The 19,346-nt window shown below is 72.5% G+C and carries 17 protein-coding genes; 7 read left to right on the top strand and 10 right to left on the bottom strand.

Features of this window, described 5'->3' with window-relative positions:
- Window positions 1-63: 63 nt before the first annotated feature.
- Window positions 64-876, top strand: a complete 813-nt coding sequence (locus tag BGP03_RS35620) for an inositol monophosphatase family protein (RefSeq protein WP_298800987.1) — start codon at window positions 64-66, stop codon at window positions 874-876.
- A gap of 208 nt (window positions 877-1,084) precedes the next feature.
- Here BGP03_RS35620 and BGP03_RS35615 read toward each other — a convergent pair whose 3' ends face one another.
- A complete protein-coding gene (locus BGP03_RS35615; protein ID WP_296373231.1) occupies window positions 1,085-1,561 on the bottom strand; it encodes a DUF3592 domain-containing protein in 477 nt (158 codons plus the stop codon).
- 81 nt (window positions 1,562-1,642) lie between these two features.
- Here BGP03_RS35615 and BGP03_RS35610 point away from each other — a divergent pair, with 81 nt between their 5' ends.
- A complete protein-coding gene (locus BGP03_RS35610; protein WP_298800988.1) occupies window positions 1,643-2,881 on the top strand; it encodes an isochorismate synthase in 1,239 nt (412 codons plus the stop codon).
- Window positions 2,882-2,947: 66 nt separating this feature from the next.
- On the opposite strand, the gene menD is transcribed toward BGP03_RS35610, so the two are convergent.
- On the bottom strand, window positions 2,948-4,525 hold the full coding sequence (gene menD, locus BGP03_RS35605) for a 2-succinyl-5-enolpyruvyl-6-hydroxy-3-cyclohexene-1-carboxylic-acid synthase (protein WP_296373228.1): 1,578 nt from the start codon (window positions 4,523-4,525) through the stop codon (window positions 2,948-2,950).
- Between the two features lie 77 nt (window positions 4,526-4,602).
- Here menD and BGP03_RS35600 point away from each other — a divergent pair, with 77 nt between their 5' ends.
- A complete protein-coding gene (locus BGP03_RS35600; protein WP_296373226.1) occupies window positions 4,603-5,688 on the top strand; it encodes an alkene reductase in 1,086 nt (361 codons plus the stop codon).
- 109 nt (window positions 5,689-5,797) lie between these two features.
- Here BGP03_RS35600 and BGP03_RS35595 read toward each other — a convergent pair whose 3' ends face one another.
- Entirely contained in the window at window positions 5,798-6,562 is a 765-nt protein-coding gene (locus BGP03_RS35595; RefSeq protein WP_298800989.1) for a MerR family transcriptional regulator, read from the bottom strand.
- Window positions 6,563-6,625: 63 nt separating this feature from the next.
- Between BGP03_RS35595 and BGP03_RS35590 the strand changes: the two genes are divergently transcribed.
- The 4 genes from BGP03_RS35590 (at window position 6,626) to BGP03_RS35575 (ending at window position 11,347) form a co-directional block, all read left to right on the top strand.
- Window positions 6,626-7,633: a ferredoxin reductase gene (locus tag BGP03_RS35590; RefSeq protein WP_298800990.1), complete on the top strand. Its 1,008-nt coding sequence runs from the start codon at window positions 6,626-6,628 to the stop codon at window positions 7,631-7,633.
- Window positions 7,634-7,645: 12 nt separating this feature from the next.
- Window positions 7,646-8,749 (top strand): acyl-CoA desaturase, encoded by a 1,104-nt coding sequence (locus BGP03_RS35585; protein ID WP_296373220.1) that lies wholly within the window; start codon window positions 7,646-7,648, stop codon window positions 8,747-8,749.
- Between the two features lie 95 nt (window positions 8,750-8,844).
- Window positions 8,845-9,642, top strand: coding sequence for a hypothetical protein (locus tag BGP03_RS35580; protein ID WP_296373218.1), 798 nt, complete (start codon window positions 8,845-8,847; stop codon window positions 9,640-9,642).
- Between the two features lie 55 nt (window positions 9,643-9,697).
- Complete coding sequence (locus BGP03_RS35575) at window positions 9,698-11,347, top strand: ABC-F family ATP-binding cassette domain-containing protein (protein WP_298800991.1); 1,650 nt, start codon at window positions 9,698-9,700, stop codon at window positions 11,345-11,347.
- A gap of 29 nt (window positions 11,348-11,376) precedes the next feature.
- Here BGP03_RS35575 and BGP03_RS35570 read toward each other — a convergent pair whose 3' ends face one another.
- The 7 genes from BGP03_RS35570 to BGP03_RS35540 form a co-directional block, all read right to left on the bottom strand.
- A complete protein-coding gene (locus tag BGP03_RS35570; RefSeq protein ID WP_296373215.1) occupies window positions 11,377-11,673 on the bottom strand; it encodes an adhesin in 297 nt (98 codons plus the stop codon).
- 52 nt (window positions 11,674-11,725) lie between these two features.
- Window positions 11,726-12,556 (bottom strand): aldo/keto reductase, encoded by an 831-nt coding sequence (locus BGP03_RS35565; RefSeq protein ID WP_298800992.1) that lies wholly within the window; start codon window positions 12,554-12,556, stop codon window positions 11,726-11,728.
- Window positions 12,557-12,575: 19 nt separating this feature from the next.
- Window positions 12,576-13,691 carry a patatin-like phospholipase family protein gene (locus tag BGP03_RS35560; RefSeq protein WP_298800993.1) on the bottom strand — a complete coding sequence of 372 codons (1,116 nt, stop codon included), beginning with the start codon at window positions 13,689-13,691 and terminating at the stop codon, window positions 12,576-12,578.
- Between the two features lie 132 nt (window positions 13,692-13,823).
- Entirely contained in the window at window positions 13,824-16,667 is a 2,844-nt protein-coding gene (locus tag BGP03_RS35555; RefSeq protein WP_298800994.1) for an FAD-binding and (Fe-S)-binding domain-containing protein, read from the bottom strand.
- A gap of 4 nt (window positions 16,668-16,671) precedes the next feature.
- Window positions 16,672-17,133, bottom strand: coding sequence for a zinc ribbon domain-containing protein (locus tag BGP03_RS35550; protein ID WP_298800996.1), 462 nt, complete (start codon window positions 17,131-17,133; stop codon window positions 16,672-16,674).
- Between the two features lie 62 nt (window positions 17,134-17,195).
- Entirely contained in the window at window positions 17,196-18,479 is a 1,284-nt protein-coding gene (locus BGP03_RS35545) for a hydroxyacid-oxoacid transhydrogenase (protein WP_296373206.1), read from the bottom strand.
- The gene (locus BGP03_RS35540) at window positions 18,476-19,288 is read right to left on the bottom strand and encodes an N-acyl homoserine lactonase family protein (protein ID WP_296373204.1); all 813 of its coding nucleotides are present in this window, start codon (window positions 19,286-19,288) and stop codon (window positions 18,476-18,478) included. Before BGP03_RS35540 ends, BGP03_RS35545 begins: the two co-directional genes overlap by 4 nt.
- Between the last annotated feature and the right edge of the window lie 58 nt (window positions 19,289-19,346).

Below are 19,346 nucleotides of genomic sequence, written 5' to 3'. Positions count from 1 at the left end.
GATCGACAACACGTCATCTTCGGGTCGTGTCCGGGACACCGGCGCCCCCGACGCTCGGCGGGTATGACCCTCCAGCAGCAGAACCCGCCCCAGGTCGACCCGGGGCTGCTGTCCCGCGCGCTCGAGGTGGCGGGGAGGTTGGCCAACGACGCCGCCGAGGTCATCACGGCCACCGCAGGCCGGGAGATCCAGGCGGGGGCGGGGCACAAGGCCAACCCGTTCGACTGGGTCACCGACACCGACCGCACCCTGGAACGCCACACCCGCCGGGTGCTGGCCGCCGACTTCCCGGGCGTCCCGGTCGTCGGGGAGGAGTACGGCTCCGACGCGGGTGCGGCCACGGCCCCCTACCGGTGGGTGGTCGACCCGGTGGACGGCACGGCCAACTACGTCTCCGGCTTCCCGTGGTGCGCCTACAGCCTCGCGCTGGTGGACGCGCTCGGCCCCGTGGTCGGGGTGATCGCCGACCCCAGCCGCGCCCAGATCTACGCCGCCGCCCGGGGCCGCGGGGTGCGCGCCAACGGCGTGCCCGTGCGGGTCGCGCCGCGCAGCCCGGTCGGCGGGCTGGTGTGCGCCGAGCTCACCCTCGACACCGCCCCGGGGTTCACCCGCCGGGCCGCCGCCGCGCACGCGGGCGTCCGGGTGCTGGGTTCGGCCGCGCTCGCGATCACCCAGGTGGCGCTGGGCCACGCCGTCGCCGCGGTGCTCGACCACTTCCAGGAGTGGGACGTCGCGGGTGCGGTGTGCCTGGCGACGGAGGCCGGTGCGCTGGTGGTGGACGGCGCCGGCCACCCCGACCCCCTCCCGACCGGGATGATGATCGTCGCGGCCCCGGGAGCACTGGACGGGGTCCTGACCTGGTGGCAGACCCGCTGACGGAGGTCAGCCAGGCGTGGCGCCCCTCGCGTCGTAGGGGGTCTCTGCCGTCTTCCGCCCCGGCGCCAGCTGGTGCCACGGGCCGACGCTGCGCGCGCCCAGCGCCTCGTCGGACCTCGGGGGCAGCGGCGGCTCCGCGCGCGGGACCGTGACGGGCGGTCGGCGACGGCGAACCGGTCGAGACCGAGGACGTCGGTGCTTCGAGGGACTAGAGCCGACGGCGGCGCAACCACATCGAGTACGGGACCGCGATCGCCCACACCACGACGATGCCGACGCCGAGCGGCAGCACGCCGGACAGGAAGGTGCGACCGGCCACCCGCACCAGATCGGGATTCGTCACGTCGTACTCGACGGCGACCGTGGTGCCCGGCTCCAGGCCGCGCGGGTAGAACACCCCGAGCTCGGGGGTGTGGGCCTGACCGTCGGCCGCCGTGAACTGCACCAGCGTGCGGAAGAACGTGGAGCCGTCGAGCACCTGCGCCTGGGCGACGGCCTGGTTCGCGGAGATCGTGCGATCGTCCAGACCGGCCCCGATCAGCGCGAACAGCGCCATGAACGTGAGCACCAGCGCGACACCCTGCACGATCCGGGGGGCGCTCCGGGACACCGCCCGGATCGCCGGTCGCACCAGGTCGGCCAGCTCGTCGACGGCCCGGGTGCGCGTGTTCCCCGTAGGTGTCACGGCCGCCGATCCTACGACGTGTGGTCCTCGCCTCCCGGGCCGGACGCGCATTGCGGCTCCCGGCCTCCTACTCTCGGAACAGTGACGATCGCCCCGCTACCGACCGGGTTGGGCGTGCGAACCAGGCTCGTCGACGACCCGGGCCACCTGATCGACCTGCTTCCCGACGAGAACGGCCTGTCGTGGGTGCGGGGGTCCGACGGTCTCGTGGGCTGGGGTGAGGTGGCGCGGTTCTCGGCCGTCGGCCCCGACCGCTTCGCCGAGGCCGACCGCTGGTGGCGGTCGTTCTCCGGCCGCGTCGACGTCCACGACGAGGTCGGTGTGCCGGGCACGGGGCCGGTCGCGTTCGCCAGCTTCACGTTCGCCGACTCCTCGCCGGGGTCGGTCCTCGTGGTCCCGCGCGTGCTCGTCGGGCGTCGCGACGGGCGGGCGTGGGTCACCGAGTTCGCCGACGGCGACAGCGCCACCGCGATGCGGTCGGTCACGCCCGTACGCCCCAGCGGCACCCTGCGCTACGCCGACGGCCACCTCCCCGCCGACCGCTACCGGCACGCGGTGGCCGAGGCCGTCCGGCGGATGCGGGCCGGGGAGCTCGACAAGGTGGCCCTCGCCCACGACCTGCTCGCCGTGGCCGAGGAGCCCCTCGACGCCCGGTTCCTGCTCGCCGGCCTGGCCCGCAGCTACCCCACGTGCTGGTCCTACGCCGTCGACGGGCTGGTCGGCGCCACCCCCGAACTGCTGATCCGCCGCACCGCGGGCACCGTGTCGTCGCGGGTGCTGGCCGGCACGATCTGGCCCGGCCCGGGCGGCTCCGACGCCGACATGGCCGAGCGCCTGCTCGGGTCGGCGAAGGACCGCCAGGAGCACGAGTTCGCCGTCGAGTCGCTGGCCGACACCCTGCGGCCGCTGTGCGCGGAGCTGGAGGTGCCGGGCACCCCGTCGGTGATCGCGCTGCACAACGTCTCGCACCTGGCCAGCGACGTGTACGGCAAGCTCCCCACCGACAACCCGGCGTCGCTGCTGCGGATCGCCGAGGCCGTGCACCCCACGGCCGCGGTGGGCGGCACCCCGCGCAAGGCCGCGGTCGACCTGATCGCCGAGCTGGAGGGCATGGACCGTGGCCGCTACGCCGGCCCCGTCGGCTGGGTCGACGGTGACGGCGACGGCGAGCTGGGCATCGCGCTGCGCTGCGCCCAGCTCGACGGCCGGGTCGCGCGCCTGATCGCCGGGTGCGGCGTGGTGGCCGACTCGGATCCCGACGTGGAGGTGCGCGAGGCCGCGGCCAAGATGGTGGCCGTCCGGGACGCGCTGGAGGGCTGACCTCGCAGCGCCCCGGTCACGTCGCAGCGCGCCGGCGGGCTGCGAGGTGACCGCCGCGCTGCGACGTCAGGCGAGCGCCGCTGCCACCGCCGCGCGGAGGGCCGCGTGGCCGTCGCGCAGCGCGCTGCGGTCGCCCCGCACCTCCACCAGCCGCAGGCCCGGCGCGGGCGCCAGGGCGGCGGGCAGGTCCGCCACCTCCGCCACCTGATGGCCGACCTTCATCGCGGCGCAGAGCGCGGCCAGATCCACCGTGTGCGGGGTGCCGAAGACGCGCTCGAACGCGCCTGAGTGCTCCGGCGCGCCCTGCTCCAGCAGGCCGAAGATGCCGCCGCCGGAGTCGTTGAGGACGACGATGGCGAGGTCGGGGCGGGGCTCGTCCGGGCCGATGACCAGGCCCGTCGTGTCGTGCAGCAGGGTGAGGTCGCCGAGCAGCGCGTACGCCGGCCCGTCGTGGGCGAGCGCCGCCCCGACCGCGGTGGACACCGTACCGTCGATTCCCGCGACGCCCCGGTTGGACAGCACCGTCAGCCCCGGGCGCGGAGCCGCGGCGAGCGAGACGTCGCGCACCGGGTTGGACGAGCCGACCACCAGCTGAGCACCGTCGGGCAGGGCGGCCACCAGCGCGCGGGCCAGGCGCAGCCCGATGACGGCTCCGGGGTGGTCGAGCGCCTTGTCCAGCGCCTGCGCCGCGGCGTCGTCGGCGTCGCGCCAGCGGCGCAGCCACGCGGGGTCGGGGTCGAGCGCGGGCAGGCCTCCGACGGCGCGGACGGTGCCGGCGACGTCGGTCCACGGGGAGCCGTCGGCCACGGCGTACACGGCCACCGCGGGATCGGCGAGCAACCGCTGGACGGGACGGTGCAGCGTCGGACGTCCGGCCACCACCACCTGGGTCGGCCGGAGTTCGGGCCGGTCGAGCAGCCACGGCCCGGTCCGGACGGCGCCCGGCCACCCCGCCGACGACGGTTCGGCCACCACCGGCACCGGCACGTCGAGGACGGGGGCGCCGTGACCGGCGACCACCAGCGTCGGGGCGGTGGGATCGAGCGGCAGAGGCGGGGCCACCTGCGTCACCGGTGCGACGGAGGTCCACGGACCGCTCCTCCCCGCGGGCGCGTGACCGTCGGGCACCAGCGGCTCGGCGAAGGGCATGTTGAGGTGCACGGGCCCGGGCCGGCCGCCGGTGGCCGCCGCCACGGCCCTGGCCACCGTGGACCGGTACTGCGCCGCCGTCCCCGCGCCGGTGAACGCCGCCCGCACGGCGCCGCCGAAGATCCCGGTCTGGACGATGGTCTGGCTGGCGCCGGTGCCGATCAGCTCGGGCGGCCGGTCGGCCGTCAGCGCGATCAGCGCCACCCCGGCGTGCGACGCCTCCAGCACCGCGGGATGCAGGTTCGCCACGGCCGTGCCGGAGGTGGTGCACACCGGCACCGGACGCCCCGAGCGCAGCGACAGGCCGAGCGCGAGGAACCCGGCCGTCCGCTCGTCGATGCGGACGTGCAGCCGCAGCACGCCCGCGGCGTCGGCGGCCTGCAGGGCGAACGCGAGCGGCGCATTGCGTGAGCCCGGGCACAGCACGGCGTCGGTGACCCCGCACCGGGCGAGCTCGTCGACCACCACCTGGGCCTGCATCGTCGACGGGTTCACCGGGGAAGCCTAAACCGTGATGATCGGCACGGCGCCCGACCGGAAGGGCCCCGCGGGTCACCTCGTTGAACTCTCACGTGACTTCGACACCGCTTCGCCCCGACAGCCCGCTGCTCCAGCCCATCACCGCCGGGGCGCTGAAGGCCGCCAACCGCATCTGGATGGCTCCGCTGACCCGCAACCGGGCCGACGAGGACGGCACCCCGAACGACCTGTCCGTCGAGTACTACCGCCAGCGCGCCGGCTCCGGCGTCCTCATCACCGAGGGCAGCCAGCCGTCCGCGGTCGGCAAGGGCTACATCAACACCGCGGGCGTCGTCGACGACGCCAACGAGGCCGGCTGGAAGCGCGTCGCCGACGCCGTCCACGCCGACGGTGGCCAGCTCGTCGTGCAGTTCATGCACGTCGGCCGCATCGCGCACCCCGACAACAACGGCGGTCTGCAGTCCGTCTCGTCCACCGCGAAGGCGCCCGGGGGCGAGATGTTCACCGCCGGCGGCATGAAGCCGTTCCCCGCGCCCCGCGCGCTGGAGACCGCCGAGCTCCCCGGTGTCGCCGCGGAGTTCGCCGACGCCGCCACGCGCGCCGTCCGGGCCGGGGTCGACGGCGTCGAGCTGCACGCCGCCAACGGCTACCTGCTGCACCAGTTCCTCGCCGACGGCGTGAACGACCGCACCGACGAGTTCGGCGGCGGCCCCGAGAACCGGGCGCGCTTCGTCGTCGACGTCGCGAAGGCCACGGTCGCCGCGATCGGCGCCGACCGCGTGGGCATCCGGATCTCGCCCGGACACCCCTTCAACGACGTCTCCGAGGATGACCTGTCGGTCTACGAGACCCTCGTCGCCCAGCTCGCCGAGCTGAACCTGGCCTACCTGCACGTGCTGGCCGAGGCCGACGACCCGATCGTCGCGAAGCTGAAGGCGATCTGGCCGAACACGTTCGTGCTCAACACCGGCTTCGGCTCCGACTCCGACCGCGACGTGCTCGAGCGCATCGTCGCCGACGGCATCGCCGACGCCGTGACCGTGGGCCGGCCGTTCCTGGCCAACCCCGACCTCGTCGAGCGCTGGACGAAGGGCGCCGAGCTCAACGAGCCCAACCCCGACACCTTCTACGGCGGCGGCGCCGAGGGCTACACCGACTACCCGCGACTCGCGGGCTGAGACCACCGAAGCCGGGCTCGACCAGCCCGGTGACCGGTGACGGGGCGGGCGCAGGGGTATCCCCCGGCGCCCGCCCCGGCTCTTCTCCAGGTCCGGGCCCCGCGTCGGGTCAGTCCGACGGTGGCGGGGTGCTGGTGCGGACGTTGCGGGCGATGTCGCGGCCGAACGTCGTGTCCAGCCGCTCGGACACCGCCAGCTCCAGCACCGCGAGCATCGCGTCGCCGGAGATGCGCCGCAGCTGCTCGATCACCTCGTAGACGCGCGGCCACTGCTCGGCCGGCCGGCCGGACGCGTCGAAGGGCTGCCAGACCTCGCCGAGGAACAGGTCGACGTAGATCTTGGCGATGCCGTCGGCGTGCCGGCGCAGCTGCTCCACCACGTCGAGGGAGCGCCCGAGCGGGATGCCGAGCCCGAACAGCTCGTGGGCGGAGTCCATCAGCCGCGGGCTGATCTCCTCGTACTGGTCCTCGGTGATCTCGCGCAGCAGCCCCATCTTCTGGGCCCGCCGCAGGTGGGAGAGGTCGGTCTCCTCGAAGCGCTCGGCCAGCTCCGCGACGCTGACGATCTGCCGGTCCTCGGCCGCGAACAGCTGCCGGATCCGGCGGATGAAGTGCACGACCTGCTCGGTGGAGCCACCGGTGGTGTCGAGCAGCTTCTTGATCGTGTCGAGCTTGACGCCCTCCCCCTGGAGGTCCTTGATCAGCTCCAGGCGCGCCTCGTGGCCGGGGCCGTAGTAGCCCGTACGCGCCTTGACCTCGGGCGGAGGGAGCAGACCGCGGGCCTGGTAGGCGCGGATGTTGCGCACGGTGACGCCGCTGACGCGGGCCAGCTCGTCGATGGTCCGCCATTCGACATCATGGGTATCCGTGGACATGTGACACATCTTAACAGCTGATGCCACTTGCCATGTGACATCACTTTGTGGTGTTCTGATGTCATGTTGCGAGCCTTCACCGCGCTCACCACGCCCCTGCTGCCCGAGGACTACCTCGGGCTGGTCGATCCGCTCTGGTCGCAGACCGTTCTGCGCGGCCGGGTCGTCGCCGTGCGCCGCGAGACCGCGCGCGCCACCACGCTCACCATCAAGCCCGGGCGCCGCTGGAAGGGCCACCGGGCCGGCCAGTTCGTGCGCATCGGCGTCGACGTCGACGGCGTGCGGCACTGGCGCACCTACTCGCTCAACGGCAACGAGGACTCGCGCCTGCTCACCGTCACCGTCCAGGCGCTGCCCGGCGGCGTCGTCTCGCCCCAGCTCGCGCACGGCACGCCGGTCGGCACCGTGCTGCACCTGGAGGACGCCGCCGGCGACTTCGTGCTGCCGACGCCCGCCCCCGCGAAGCTCCTCATGCTCACCGCGGGCAGCGGCATCACGCCCGTCATGGGGATGCTGCGCACGCTCGCCGCCCGTGGCCCGCTGACCGACGTCGTGCTCGTGCACAGTGCGCCCACCAGCGACGACGTGATCTTCCGCGACGAGCTGACGCTGCTCGCGGCGCTGCACCCGGGCCTGCGGCTCGTCGTGCGGCACACCGCCGACGAGGGCCGGCTCGACCTGGCCGAGCTCGACGGCCTGGTCGCCGACCGCGAGGTGTTCGTCTGCGGCCCCGACGCCCTGCTCACCGCCGCGCAGCAGCGCTGGGGCGAGAAGGTGCGCCTCGAACGCTTCACCCCGCCCGTCCGCAGCGAGGGCGGCAGCGGCGGCACCGTCGCCTACGGCGCCACCACGGTCGACGTCGACGGCGGCGCGAGCCTGCTGGAGGCCGGCGAGGACGCGGGCGTGCTCATGCCGAGCGGGTGCCGCATGGGCATCTGCTTCGGCTGCGTGCTGCCGCTGCGCGACGGCCAGGTCCGCAACCTGCGCACCGGTGAGATCCACGGCGAGCCCGGCGACCTCGTCCAGACCTGCATCTCCGGGGCCAGCGGCCCCGCCACCCTCGACATCTAGGGAGAAGAAGGAATGTCTCTCGCACTCGTCGGCCCCTCGCTGAAGCCGGTCCCCTCCACCCCCGCCCCCGAGGCCACCAGCCTCACGCCCGGGCAGGTGGAGGAGCTGGGCCGCCGCCTCGACGCGATCCGCGAGCGGATCGTCGCCGAGCGCGGCGCCACCGACGCCGCCTACATCCACTCCGTGATCCGCAAGCAGCGCTACCTGGAGATCGGTGGCCGCGCGCTGTTGTTCGCCGGCGTCCTGCCGCCCGCCTGGATCCTCGGCACCGCGATGCTCTCGGCGTCGAAGATCCTGGAGAACATGGAGCTCGGCCACAACGTCATGCACGGCCAGTGGGACTGGATGCGTGACCCCAAGATCCACTCCAGCACCTGGGACTGGGACAACACCAGCCCCGCCGAGCACTGGAAGCACTCGCACAACTACATGCACCACACCTACACCAACGTCGTCGGCAAGGACCGCGACGTGGGCTACGGGATCCTGCGCATGTCCGACGAGCAGAAGTGGAACCCCTACTACCTGCTCAACCCGCTGGTCAACGTCCTGCTGGCCACGTTCTTCCAGTGGGGCGTGGCGCTGCACGACCTCGAGGTCGAGAAGATCATCGCAGGCGAGAAGGACCGGAAGACGGTCTGGACACAGCTCAAGGGGATCGGCAAGAAGGTCGTCAGGCAGTTCACGAAGGACTACGTCGTGTTCCCGGCGCTGGCGGGGCCGTTCTTCCTGCCGGTCCTCGCCGGCAACGTCACGGCCAACCTGGTGCGCAACCTCTGGTCGCACGCGATCATCTTCTGCGGCCACTTCCCCGACGGCGCCGTCCAGTTCGACGAGGAGCAGCTCGAGGGCGAGACCCGCGGCCAGTGGTACGTGCGTCAGATGCTCGGCTCGGCCAACCTCGACGGCGGCCCGCTGTTCCACCTGATGAGCGGCAACCTGAGCTTCCAGATCGAGCACCACCTGTTCCCCGACCTGCCCAGCAACCGCTACGCCGAGATCGCACCCGAGGTGCGCGAACTGTGCGCGGAGTACGGGCTGGAGTACACGACCGGGCCGCTGTGGAAGCAGTACCTGCAGGTACTGCGGAAGATCAACCGCCTGGCGCTGCCCTGAGGCCGGCCCCCGGTCCCTGAAACGGTCGGGCCGCCGGGAGCGACAAGGGGGCCGGTACCCGCACCATCGCGGGCCGGACCCTCAGGAGTCTCCCCATGGCACGAACCAGGATCGCAACGATCGTGGCGGTGATCGCGACCGCGGTCGGCGTCACGGTGGCAGCCGCCCCCGCCAGCGCCGCCACCACGGTCGTCACCGAGATCAGCCCGACGTCGACCTTCACCCCGGGGGCCACCCGCGACACCGGTACGGTGGCGATCGGTACCACCTTCGGGGCACCGGCCGGCTTCGGCACCGGTTCGCTCGAGCTCTCCACACCGGCGAGCAACGACAAGGCCCAGGCCGTCTCCACCCAGGCCGCCGGAACCCTGCTCAGCACGTTCGCCACGAGGATCGGTTACGCCACCTACCGCTCGTCGGCCAGCACCGCCTCCCCGCTCCAGTACCCGGCGCTCAACGTCGAGGTCGATCTCAACGGCGCCGCCGCCGGCGGTTACACCACGCTGGTCTACGAGCCCTACTACACGGTCGGGTCGGCCGCGCTGAAGCTGGACACGTGGCAGACGTGGGACGCCGCGCAGGGGCGCTGGTGGACGACGCGACCGGCGGCACCGTTCACCGCGACCTTCGGCGCGGACACCCGGCTGTGGTCCGACGTGCTCGCCGCCAACCCCGACGCGGTCATCATCTCCGTCGGGATCAACCAGGGTTCCGGCAACGCGGGACTCATCGCCGCGGCCGACGCCCTCGTGGCCGGCGGCCTGACGATCGACTTCGACCCGCGGGTCTACACCAAGGACGACTGCAAGGCGGGTGGCTGGCAGACGAACTTCCCGGCCGGGAAGTACAAGAACCAGGGCGACTGCGTGAGCTCGTTCGCCACCACGAGGTAGCACTCGCACCGCGCCGGTCGGGCCCGCAGCAGCGGAGCAGTAGCCTGGACCGGCTATGAGCGCCACTCTCCAGGCCACCGATCTCGCCGCCGGCCACGGCGCCCGCGTCCTGTTCGCCGGGCTCGACCTCGTGATCGCCCCCGGCGACGTCATCGGTCTCGTCGGAGCGAACGGCGCGGGCAAGTCCACGCTGCTGCGGATGCTCGCGGGCGAGCTCGATCCCGAGGACGGGTCGATCTCGGTCAGCCCGCCGGAGGCGACGATCGGGCACCTCCCGCAGGAGCCCGACCGCCGCCCCGGCGAGACGGTCGCGGCGTTCCTCGCGCGGCGCACCGGCGTCACCGAGGCCCAGTCCACGATGGACGCCGCCGCGGAGGCGCTGGGCGAGGGCGCCCCGGGAGCCGACGACGCCTACGCCACCGCGCTCGACCGCTGGCTCGCCCTGGGCGGCGCCGATCTCGACGAGCGCGCCGCCGAGGTGGCGGCCGACATCGGGCTGGCCGTCGACCTCGACGTCGCGATGACGGCCCTGTCCGGCGGCCAGGCCGCCCGTGCCGGACTCGCCGCCCTGCTGCTGTCCCGCTACGACGTGCTGCTCCTCGACGAGCCCACCAACGACCTCGACCTCGACGGGCTGGAGCGGCTGGAGCGGTTCGTGCAGGGGCTTCGGGGTGGGCGGGGAGCTGGCACAGTGATCGTCAGCCACGACCGGGAGTTCCTCGCCCGCACCGTCACCCGCATCGTCGAGCTGGATCTCGCCCAGCAGCAGGTGGGTGTCTACGACGGTGGCTACGAGGCCTACCTCGCCGAGCGCGAGGTCGCCCGCCGGCACGCGCGCGAGGCCTACGAGGAGTACGACAGCAAGCTCGGCGGCCTCAAGGACCGTGCCCAGATGCAGCACAACTGGATGGCCCAGGGCGTGCGCAACGCGCGTCGCAAGTCACCGGACAACGACAAGATCGGCCGCAACAAGCGCGCCGAGACCAGCGAGAAACAGGCCGCGAAGGCCCGCCAGACGGCGAAGATGATCGAACGCCTCGACGTGGTCGAGGAGCCCCGCAAGGAGTGGGAGCTGCGGATGACCATCGCCGCGGCACCGCGCTCGGGCACCGTCGTGGCGTCGATGTCGGGGGCGGTGGTGCACCGCGGGTCGTTCACGCTCGGGCCCGTCGACGCCCGGGTGGACTGGGCGGACCGCATCGTGATCACCGGCGCCAACGGCTCGGGCAAGACCACGCTGCTCGGCGCGTTGCTGGGCCGTATTCCCGTCGACGCCGGCACGGCCGGGCTCGGCTCGGGCGTGCGGGTCGGGGAGATCGACCAGGCCCGCGGGCTGTTCCTCGGGCCGGAGTCGCTGGCTCGGGCGTTCGGCGACGCCGTTCCCGACTGGGCAGAGTCGGACGTCCGCACGCTGCTGGCCAAGTTCGGGCTCACCGGCGAGCACGCGCCGCGGCCCGCGGAGTCCCTGAGCCCCGGCGAGCGCACCCGCGCGGCACTGGCGCTGCTGCAGGCCCGCGAGGTGAACCTGCTGGTGCTCGACGAACCCACCAACCACCTCGACCTGCCCGCCATCGAGCAGCTGGAGCAGGCCCTCGACGGCTTCGGCGGCACGGTCCTGCTCGTCACCCACGACCGCCGCATGCTGGAGAGCGTGCGCACCACCCGGCACTGGTCGGTGGCGGACGGGAAGCTGACAGAGAAGTAGGGCGGGCCCCGGCCCCGCCCTACCCCCGGCTACTGCTCCTGCGGTCCGATCGCGAACCGCAGTTCCTGCTCGCCGTCCGCACCCTGCACGGGCTGGACGTCGAGGATCTTGTCGTCGAGCACCTGGGCCGCGGTGGGCTCCAGGAACACGGCCACCCCGTCACCGGACAGGACGACGTCGTCCGCATCCGGCTTGCCCGCGAGCGAGAGCTCCAGGCCCTGGTCCGGGTCCGGCGCGGCGATGCGCAGGCCCCCGCCCTCGGGGAGTTCCGCCTCGGTGGTGAGCGACTTGATGGCTTCGGCCGCATGATCGGTGATTGCCAACATGTCGCGCCACGCTAGGGGTGACCCGCCCGGCCCGCAGTGCGGGGCGGACCGATCAGCCGAACTCGTCGGGGTTCGGGCCCGTGCGGGTGCCGTTGTCCAGCTCGCCGATCGTGGCCACGTCGTCGGCGGAGAGCTCGAAGTCGAAGACGTCGATGTTCTCCACGATGCGCGACGGGGTGGTCGACTTCGGGAACACGATGTTGCCCAGCTGGATGTGCCAGCGCAGCACGATCTGCGCGGGCGACTTGCCGTACTTCTCCGCCAGCGCGCCGATGCTCCGCTCGTGCAGGAGGTCGCCGCCCTGGCCGCCGATCGGGCTCCACGCCTCCGTGGCGATGCCGTGCTCCTGGTGGTACGCGCGCAGCTCCGCCTGCGGGAGGTACGGGTGCAGCTCGATCTGGTTGACCGCCGGCACGGTGCCCGTCTCGGCGGCGAGCCGCTCGAGGTGCGGCACCTGGAAGTTCGAGACGCCGATCGCGCGCGCCTTCCCGTCCGAGGCGATCTTCTCGAACGCACCCCAGGTCTCGACGTACTTGTTCTCGCCCGGCCGCGGCCAGTGGATGAGGAACAGGTCGACGTGGTCGAGGCCGAGCTTGCGAAGGCTCTCGTCGAACGCCGCGGCGGCCTTGTCGGCGCCGTGGCTGTCGTTGTTGAGCTTGGTGGTGATGAACAGCTCGTCGCGGGCGATGCCCGACGCGGCGATGGCCTGCCCGACCTGCTCCTCGTTCTGGTACATCTGCGCGGTGTCGATGTGCCGGTAGCCGGCGTCGAACGCGGCCCGCACGGTCGTCGCGGTGTTCTCGGGCTTCACCTGGAAGACGCCGAACCCGAACTGCGGGATCTCGACGCCGTTGTTCAAGCGGATGTTCGGTACCTGTGCCATGAGGATGGGGTACCCGCTCTCAGACCGTCCAGACGTCCCGGACCTGTGAGACGGCCGACGCCGCCTGGGCCCGTCCCGCCCGCGCGGACGCCGCCCGCTGGGCCGGGTCGAGGACGTTGCGGCCGATCGCGGCCAGCGCGGCGGCGTCCGGGCTCACGACGGCGACGGTCGACCCGCCCGCACGCAGCCGTTCGACCTGCGGGTCGAGACCCTCCAGCGGCCCGATGCCGCGGGTGCCGGGCGCGAGGACGACGACGCGCTCGGCCCCGGCGGCGAGGTCGGCGTTGACGGGCGAGCGCATGCCGCCGTCGATGTAGCGGGTGTCCCCGATCGTCACGGGCGGCCAGACGCCGGGCACGGCACAGCTCGCGGCGACGGCGTGCACCAGCGGCACACCGGAGTCGCGGTCGAACACGCGGAACGCGCCGGTGTGCGCGTCCACGGCGGTGATCCGCAGCGGCCGCTCCGGCCACTCCTGGACGGGCAGGCGCCGCCCGATGACGTCGATGCGCTCCTGCTCGGGCACCGACGTCGTGCGCAGAGCCAGCGCACCGAGGCGGGCGCGGACCTTCTCCGGCGAGCGCGGACCGGCGATCACCGCCAGCGCGAACCGGAACAGCAGTTTCCGGCCCATCGTCGCCGCGATCTCACCGTCGGGCGGCACGAGCTGGGCCGCGTAGCGCTCGTCGACGTCGACGCCGGTGGCTACCTGGGCGCCCACCACCGATCCGGCCGAGGTACCGGTCACGGTCTCCGCGTCGGTGAGGTCCACCCCGAGCTCGCGGAGCCCGGCCAGCAGGCCCAGCTCCCAGGCGATCCCGGTGATGCCGCCGCCGCCCAGCACCAGCGCCCGTGAGGTCATGCGTCGATCATGGCACCCCCCGCGGGGCGCCCCGGGCCGAGTGGCGGCCGTGACGTGGTTGAGCACCGAGCCGGGCACCAGTTGCGCCACGGCGGCGCGGGCCGCGTGCGGATGCGCCGCGATCGCTCCGTCGAGCTCCTCGGCGGCGACGTAGGCACCCGGCCGGACCGGAACGATGTCGCCGGTGCGGCGCAGGCGGCGCCGCTCCCGGTCGGTGGTGCCGGACGCGAGCAGCGACGCGCGCAGGTTCACCCCCGGCCTCCGGAGATCCATGGCGCCCAGGATGGCCGGGCCGTAGCCGACTTCGTGGCGGAACGGGGAGATCCGCCGGTCCTCGCAGACCCCGTGTGCTCCGCGCAGGGTCCACGACCTCTGCGCGGAGGACAGCCGGTCTGCGAGGACCCGCTATCGGAGACCGAGGGCCGTGGCCGCCATCTGCGCCAGGTGCACCGGCTCGCGGGTGCCGGCCTGGCGGAGCTGGGTACGGCAGCTGAAGCCGTCGGCCAGCACCGCCACGTCGGCGTCCGCGGCGCGCACGGCCGGCAGCAGCACCCGCTCCGCGCACGCCATCGACACCTCGTAGTGGCCCTTCTCGAACCCGAAGTTGCCGGCGAGGCCGCAGCAGCCCGAGTCGAGGACCTCGGCGTCGATGCCCAGCGCCGTCATGACCGTCGCGTCGGCGTCCGTGCCGATCTCGGCGTGCTGGTGGCAGTGCACCTGCACCAGCGCCCGGCCGCCGGGCGTGACGACGGCGTCGCGCAGCTCGTCGGCGTGCTCGGCGAGCACCTCGGCGAACGTGCGCACCCCCGTCGACAGCGACGCGGCGAGCGGCTCGTCGGGAAGCAGCTCGGGGCCGTCCGCCTTCAGCGCCGCGGTGCACGACGGCTCCAGCCCGATGACCGGGATCCCCTCGGACAGCCACGGCGCGATCGTGCGCAGGCTGCGCCGCAGCACCTTCTGCGCGGTCTCGACCTGCCCGGTGGACGTCCAGGTCAACCCGCAGCACACGGCACGGGGCGGGAGCTCGACGCTGTAGCCGAGCTTCTCCAGCACGGCGACGGCGTCGACGGCGATGGAGGGGTCGAAGTGGTTGGTGAAGGTGTCGGGCCACAGCAGGACGCGCCCGCGCGAACCGAGTGGGGAGGTGCGGCGCGACGCGGTGAAGGGGAGGCGCGCGATCGGGGGGATCGAGCGCTCCGGGGTGATCCCGCCCAGCTTCTTCGCGACCGCCGCCAACGGCGAACGAGCCACCGCGTTGAGCGCGTCCACCGCCCGCGCGGGGAGCTTGCCGACCAGGCCCATCCAGCGCGGGAGCGCGCCCATCGCGTAGTGCGACGCGGGGCGCACCTTGCCCTTGTAGCGCTGGGCCAGGAACTCCGTCTTGTACGAGGCCATGTCCACGCCGACGGGGCAGTCACGCTTGCATCCCTTGCAGGACAGGCAGAGGTCCAGCGCCTCGGCCACCTCGGGCGACCGCCAGCCGTCCTTGATCACCTGACCGTTGGCCATCTCGAACAGCAGCCGGGCACGACCGCGGGTGGAGTGCATCTCCTCGCCGGTGGCGCGGAAGCTCGGGCACATCACGCCACCGCTCTCGGTGACGCACTTGCCCACGCCCAGGCAGCGACGGGTGGCGCGGGTGAACGAGCCGCGGTCGTGGCCGAAGGCGAGCATCGGCTGGTCCTTCATCGTGGGCAGGCCGACGAAGACGCGCAGGTCCTCGTCCATCTTCGCCGGCCGCACGACGCGGTCGGGGTTCATCCGGTCCGCGGGGTCCCAGATCCCCTTGAACTCCTCGAACGCCCGGATGATCTCCGGCGGGTACATCCGGGGGAGCAGCTCGGCGCGCGCGACGCCGTCGCCGTGCTCGCCCGAGAGCGACCCGCCGTGCGCGACGACGAGATCGGCTCCCTCCTCCATGAAGCTGCGGAAGTCGGCGATCCCGGCCTTGGACGTGAAGTCGAAGTCGACGCGCACGTGCAGGCAGCCGTCGCCGAAGTGGCCGTAGTAGACGCCCCGGCGCCTGTGGCGGCTCATGAGCGCGTCGAACTCGCGCAGGTAGGCGCCGAACTTCTCCGGCGGCACCGCGGCGTCCTCCCAGCCGGGCCAGGCCTCGCCGCCGTCCGGGGAGCGCGTGACGATGCCGGCGCCGTCCTCGCGGATGCGCCACAGTGCCTTCATCTGCTTCGGCTCGCTGACGACGAGCGCGCTCTGCGTGTACGGCTTCATCGCGGTGACCACGGCCTGCGCCGCGGCCTCGGCCTCGGCGCGGGTGTCACCGCCCGTCTCGACGTAGAGCCAGCCGCCGCCCTCGGGCAGCATGCCCGACGCCGTCTCGACCGGATTGGATGCGCGCAGCGCCGCGATCAGCCCTGCGTCCATCCCCTCGATCGTCAACGGGCCGAGCGCGCGCACGACGGTGACGTTGTCGGCGGCGAGGTAGGCGTCGGGGAAGCCGAGTACAGCGAGCGCGCGCACGGCCGGAGCCTCGACGAGCCGCACCGTGGCGCCCAGGATCGTGGCGCAGGTGCCCTCGGTGCCGACCAGCGCGCGGGCGAGGTCGAAGCCGTTCTCCGGCAGGAGCTGGTCGAGGTTGTAGCCCGAGACCCGGCGGGTGAGATCGGGGAACCCGGTGCGCACCAGCTCCGCGTACCGGTTGCCGAGGTCGCGCAGCGCGGTGGGGATCCGGCCGGTCTGCGGCGTGCCCGGACCGAGCGTCAGGCGCTCCCCGCCGTAGGTGAGCACGTCGAGCGCGTGCACGTTGTCGACCGTCTTGCCCCACGCCACCGAGTGCGATCCGCAGGCGTTGTTGCCGATCATGCCGCCGAGCGTGCAGCGGTTGTGGGTGGACGGGTCGGGGCCGAACGTCAGGCCGTGCGGACGCCCGGCGTCACGGAGCTTGTCGAGGACGAGCCCGGGCTGGACGTCGGCGGTCCGGGCCTCCGGGTCGAGCGCGGTGATCCCGTTCAGGTGCTTGGTGAAGTCCAGCACCACGGCGGTGTTGACGGCCTGCCCCGCGATCGACGTGCCCGCGCCGCGCGGCAGCAGCGGCACGTCGTAGGTGGAGCAGACCGACACCGCCGCCTCGACGTCGTCGGTGTCCACCGGCTCGACGACGCCGATCGGCACACGCCGGTAGTTCGACGCGTCGGCGGAGTACATCGCGCGGGAGGCGGTGTCGAAGCGGACCCGGCCGCGCACCGCCTTGTCGAGCGCGGCGTTCAGGTCGGTGACGTCGGAAGTCAGCACAGGATCAGTCTGTGCCACCGGCGGCGGTCGTACCTCCCGTACCCCCTGTGGTCTTGGGCGCAGGGGTCGCATGCCCGTGGCCATGGCCGTGCCCGTGACCGGCGGCCCCACCGAGCGGCGTGTCCCCCGCCCGCAGCGGCACGTCGTGGTAGCGGCCCTCGTGCGCGATGATCGGCCGCTGGTCGCCCGCGAGCTCCGGGTGCTTGGCCTCGACGCTCTGCCGCCGGTCCCACTGCCTGCGCAGGCCCGTGACGTACTCGCGGCTGCCGTTGAAGGTGCCGCGCCACGTCTGGGGCATCTGCTCCTTCGCGAGCCCCGCGTTCGCCTGGCCGCCGAGGCTGAACCCGGCGGGGATCTTGCGGGTGCCCCCCGCACACGACGGGCAGCCGGGCGCGTCGGCGTCGAAGCTGGTCAGCTCCTCGAACCGCAGCCCGCACTCCCCGCACTTGAAGACGTAGATCGGCACAGCGCACCCTCCGGGGGGTCGTGCGCGGAAATCAGTGCCCTGGTACTGATTTCCGCGCACAGTCACCAATTTTCGACGGACTTCGTCAGGATGTCGGCGATGTCGTCCTCGGTCGGCGTCTTCGGGCACGTGGCGAGCAGGCGGGCCTGCTTCATCGTGCCAGGGACGAGGTCGGGGACGTCGGCCTCGGTGTAGCCGACCCCGCCGATCCCGTTCGGGATGCCGATGTCGCGCATCAGCCGGATCAGCACCGACGGGAGCTGCTCGCTCGGGTCGCTGTGCTTCTCCGCGTCGGGGTCCATCATCCGTGCGGCCGCCAGGTGCCGTTCCGGCGCGCTCTCGAAGGAGAACCGGAACGCCTCCGGCGCCGTCAGCGACACCGACTGGCCGTGCGGCACCATCGGCTCGTCCTGCGGGTAGCCGGCCGGGCGGTAGTCCTTGACCATGCCCGCGATGGGGTAGGCGTTGGCGTGCGGGATGTGCACGCCGGAGTTGCCGAAGCCCATGCCCGCGAACGTCGCGGCCATCATCATGTTGGAGCGGTCCTCGAGCGCACCCTCGTGCACCGAGGCCCGGAAGGACGTGGCGATGAGGCCCATGGCCTTCTCGCACCACAGGTCCGACACCGGGTTCGAGCCGCAGTAGGTGACGCGCTCCTCGGGCTTCTTGCGATCGAAGCTCGTGTAGTAGCGCGCCGTGTAGCTCTCGACGGCGTGGCAGACGATGTCCATGCCCGACGCCGCGGAGACCTCGGCGGGCAGCGACATCGTGAGCAGCGGGTCGATCACGGCCAGGGTGGGGCGCAGCCGCCAGTGGCTGATGCCCGTCTTGACCTTCATCGACAGGATGTCCAGCACGCACATCGCGGTGGACTCCGAGCCGGTGCCCGCCGTGGTGGGCACCGCGATGAGCGGCTTGAGCTGCCCGGGCGGGGCCTTCGCCGCCCCGATCGGCTTGTTGATGTAGTCCATCAGCTCGCCGGGGTGCGACGTGAGCAGGTTGATCGCCTTGGCCGTGTCGATCGCCGACCCGCCGCCGACCGCCACGAAGCCGTCCCACTCGCCCTGCACCCGGGCGTACTCGACGGCCTTGTTCATCGAGTCGTCGGTGGGCTCGACGTGCACGCCGTCGAAGATCTCCGAGTCGATGTCGTAGCGCTTGAGGTTGTCGGCGATGCGCTGGGGCGCACCGATCGCGTTGATCCCGGGGTCGGTGACGATCAGCACGCGGCGCACGCCGTACTGCGACATCTCGAAGCCGATCTCGTCGGCCGCGCCGGCGCCGAACTTCAGGGGCGGGGCACCCCAGGTGAAGATCGTCTCTTCTCTCAGCTCGATGGAGGTCACGTGTACGAGTCCTTCGGGCCCACGCGCAGCTGATGGATCTGCTGGGCGTCGTGCCCGAAGATCATCTGCGCTCCGGTCTGCTCCTGGATGCCACGCAGCTTCTCCACCGAGGCGTAGAAGTCCTCGAGGTTGTTGACGATGGCGGCCGGCGTGGCGGGCGGGCCGTAGCTGTCGCCCATGTACACCGCGTCCGAGGTGAAGATCATCGTGCCGGTGTCGGGCAGGTCCACCTGCATCGACATCGTGCCGACGGTGTGGCCGGGCGTCTCGATCAGCCGGATGCCGGGCAGGAAGTCGGTGTCACCGGAGACGGTCTGGAACTCCAGGCCCTCGTAGTCGGCCTTGAGGTGCGCGCCGTTGAACGGGCCCTCGAAGTTGAACGCGAAGTCCTTCTCCCGCTCGTGGCAGACGAGCTTGGCGTTGGTGTTCTTGAACATCTGCGCGTTGCCGGCGTGGTCGAAGTGCAGGTGCGACAGGATCACGTAGTCGATCTCGTCGAGCCCCACGCCCATCGCGTTCAGCCGCGCGTCGAGGTACTCGTCGTCGGAGACCTTGTCGTAGGGGAAGAAGTCCTGCAGACCGGTGGGGGCCCAGCGGTCCTCCCAGTCGCTCGGACAGCTGGTGTCCCACAGGACCTTGCCCTCGTCGGTCTCGACGAGGACGCAGTGCGTGGGCACGTCCACCCACGGCGGTGGGGCGTCCTTGTGGTGCCGGTCGGTGATGGACAGACCGGGCTTGATCAGCAGCCAGGTGAGGTCGGCCGTCATCGCCCCGCAGGGGATGACGGTGACCTTGTTCGCAGTGGCCATGAAAGGTCCTCTCGGCATCGAGGGATGGCACGGACGCGCCTCTGCGCACGTTTGCATG

The sequence above is a fragment of the Pseudonocardia sp. 73-21 genome, from assembly GCF_001899645.1.
Lineage (GTDB): Bacteria > Actinomycetota > Actinomycetes > Mycobacteriales > Pseudonocardiaceae > Pseudonocardia.
The sequence above is the reverse complement of the archived record's forward strand: the minus strand, read 5'-3'. Positions and strand labels throughout refer to the sequence as shown.